The 2848-nt window shown below is 39.5% G+C and carries 3 protein-coding genes; 1 reads left to right on the forward strand and 2 read right to left on the reverse strand.

Features of this window, described 5'->3' with window-relative positions; all coding sequences use genetic code 11:
* Window positions 1-20 precede the first annotated feature (20 nt).
* Window positions 21-506 (reverse strand): DUF4168 domain-containing protein, encoded by a 486-nt coding sequence (locus tag CUN59_RS20165; protein ID WP_104389504.1) that lies wholly within the window; start codon window positions 504-506, stop codon window positions 21-23.
* 110 nt (window positions 507-616) lie between these two features.
* Window positions 617-1603 (reverse strand): DNA polymerase III subunit delta, encoded by a 987-nt coding sequence (holA, locus tag CUN59_RS20170; RefSeq protein WP_104389505.1) that lies wholly within the window; start codon window positions 1601-1603, stop codon window positions 617-619.
* A gap of 82 nt (window positions 1604-1685) precedes the next feature.
* On the opposite strand from holA, the gene CUN59_RS20175 reads away from it, so the two are divergent.
* A complete protein-coding gene (locus CUN59_RS20175; protein ID WP_104389506.1) occupies window positions 1686-2474 on the forward strand; it encodes a DUF1868 domain-containing protein in 789 nt (262 codons plus the stop codon).
* Window positions 2475-2848 lie beyond the last annotated feature (374 nt).

Consider the following 2848-nt stretch of genomic DNA (forward strand, 5'->3'; position numbering starts at 1 on the left):
AAATTTTCGGACAGGTCTATTTATTTAGATGGTGGGGTGGGAGATGTCTTTTGCAAACGCAATAATGTATTATAGACTTGCTTTTCTAAGGTTTTGCTGGTTTGTATCTCTACAGTGATTTGATTAAATCTTTCAGTAGTAAGTTTATTTTCTTTAACGATTTTTTGAGAATTGTTGCAATATTTAATAGCGACATCTTTTGCTTTACCAGGTAGGTCATTGACGGTATTAGGATCATTGCAAATGATTTTGGGAATGTCTTTGCTGCCGATGAGTTTTTTAATTTCTTCAAAGGCTTGTTGCCGAACTGGCTCCATTGCTAATACTGCTTTTGCATATTTGGTTAATTCTGTACTATCGATGTTGGGAGTTTGGGCGAATGCTGTGGTATTGATGCTGAAAGTAATAGAAATCTGTGTAGTGGTGATAATGGTTGCTAAAATGAGGGATTGAGAGAGTATTTGCTGGAACCTATTAATTAAAGGATGAGTGTAAATTGTGAGCATATAATTAGGTGACACAGAGGGAAAATAGGGAATATGATAATAGGTTTGAATTATTTTCTCAGGTAGAAGTTCCAGTCAAAAGGGAATCTGGGATCGGGTTGGCGGGGATATTAACTGGGGCGACATATTTGACAGAGTTCGATGATTTTGGTCTGTAATGTTGATATTTCCGATGCTCCTTGTTTGAGGCTGACTTCTAGGTCTAGTAATATGGGTAAGGTGGAGATGAGTTGTTGGAGGGGGAGAGATTTGACTTCTTGCTGTAGGAAGTGGATGCGTTTGGGGTTGGAGATTTCAGCAGCTTGAGCGATCGCTTGGGGATTACGTTCGCCAGTTTCCATCATCATTTTTACTAGTAGCCAGGTGCGAAATTGACCAATGAGTGTGGCAACTATTTTTAAACCTGGTTCGGCGGCATTGGTGAGGTCGGCTAAGATGCTTAAGGCTGTGGGAGTGTCTCCTGTTCTGATGGCTGTTGCTAGTTGTAAAGTATTTTGAGTTGTATTTCTGACTAATTCAGATACTATTTTCACATCTAAGGGTTTGCGGCTACCTTGAGTATAAAGACGTAATTTCTCTAGTTCGTTGTAGAGCAGACGGGTATCATTACCTATGGATTCGGCTAATAGTTCTGCGATCTGAGGAGTTATTTTGATCTCTAGGGTTTGGGCAGTTTGTTGAACTGACTGAACTAATAGCTCGGTTTTCCAGGGGGGAATGAGGGGAAATTCGCAGAATGTAGCAAATTGTTTGAGCAGTTTTGTACTTTTGAGGCGCTCATCGGGTTTGTTACGGCTGGTAATCAATAGGGTTGAATCTGGGGGAATAGCATTAATAGTGCGTTGTAGTTCGGATAATATATGATCTGGACAGTTTTGACCGAGGGTGCTGTTTGTTAACCATACTAAACGTCCACCTGCACCGAATGGTGGGGTCATGACTTGATTTAAGGCTTGAATGATGGTATCGGGATGATCGGGAGTAAAGGAAGTGTAGTTAAAGCCAGTCCAAAGGGGATCGAGAATGCGATCGCGCAAAATTACAACTGCTTTTTCCATGGCAAAATCATCTTCACCCCAGTAAACATAAATTGGCATAGCAATTAAAAATTGAAAATTAGTTTAGTTAATTTGAGTAATTTTCCCTACAATCTATCAAAAGAGCGCAAGGTGATAAAGATTGGACGACAACTACCAAACCTATTTAAATCGGGTGGCACGCATGACGCTACCAGAAAGTTACAAAACCCAGGTGCAGCATATTCAGGAATCTTCTAAATTTCGGCTTGATGCTGGAGTAAGAGTTGCTGCCCCTTTTCCGGGTTATACGCTGATTACTCCACCGGCAACAGAAGATGCAGATAATGCTGCCTTTTATGGACAAATAGAAGCCTATCAACAGCAACTATTACAGCTACCAATTGCCAAAGATTTAATTGTACCTGTTCCCCCTGCTAGTTTTCATGTAACTGTAGCAGATTTAATTTGGGATAGTGCCTTTGTTCATGCTTGCGAAAAAAATCCCCGATTTGCTGAGGATTTGAACTTTCAGTTAACTGAAAGGTTTCAAGAGTATCAACAATTAATGACAAAGGGATCTGATCCGATATCTTGGCAAATGTTAGGATTGATTGTGATGCCAAGGGCTGTAGGTGTGTGTTTAGTACCAAAGAATAAACGGTCTTATGAGGAAATTATTCAATTCCGAAGGATCATTTATCAAAACCGGACATTAATGGGTTTGGGTATTGAGCAGCATTATCATTTTACAGCCCATGTGACATTGGGTTATTTTGGTGAAATTCCTTCAGAATTGGATCGGGTCAACCTAAGTCAGATGTTTTCTGAGTTTAATCAGTCTTTGCTATTGAATAATCCAGAATTTGCGATTAAAAAGGTGGAACTGCGAAAGTTTGATGATATGACTGACTATTACCGTCAACCAGATTGGCCAAGTTTAGATTTTTAATTGATACGTTCTGGTTAAAAAACGGGGACACAATCAGCTATCTTAAAGGCACTCTGAAAGAATTTTTAGGGATTTGATTAAGAGTTTGTGAGCTTTTAGGATATTTTTGAGATATGGGGGGCTTTCCCCCTCAATAATTGGTTTTTAAATAGTTAATGTTATCTGAATTAGGATACTCTGGATTTAAGGATGTACGTAAGTATTCAGCTATAGCACTTGTTTCCAGATCCCCGACTTCTAAGATGGATTTATCCTTTCCGAATACATGTACACACAAGTTCTATCTGTCTTCGTTTTATGATTATTTAGCCCCCTAAATCCCCCAAGTTTGGGGGACTTTGAAATTCTTATTCCCCCAGAATTGGGGGTTAGGG

The organism is Cuspidothrix issatschenkoi CHARLIE-1 (assembly GCF_002934005.1).
Lineage (GTDB): Bacteria > Cyanobacteriota > Cyanobacteriia > Cyanobacteriales > Nostocaceae > Cuspidothrix > Cuspidothrix issatschenkoi.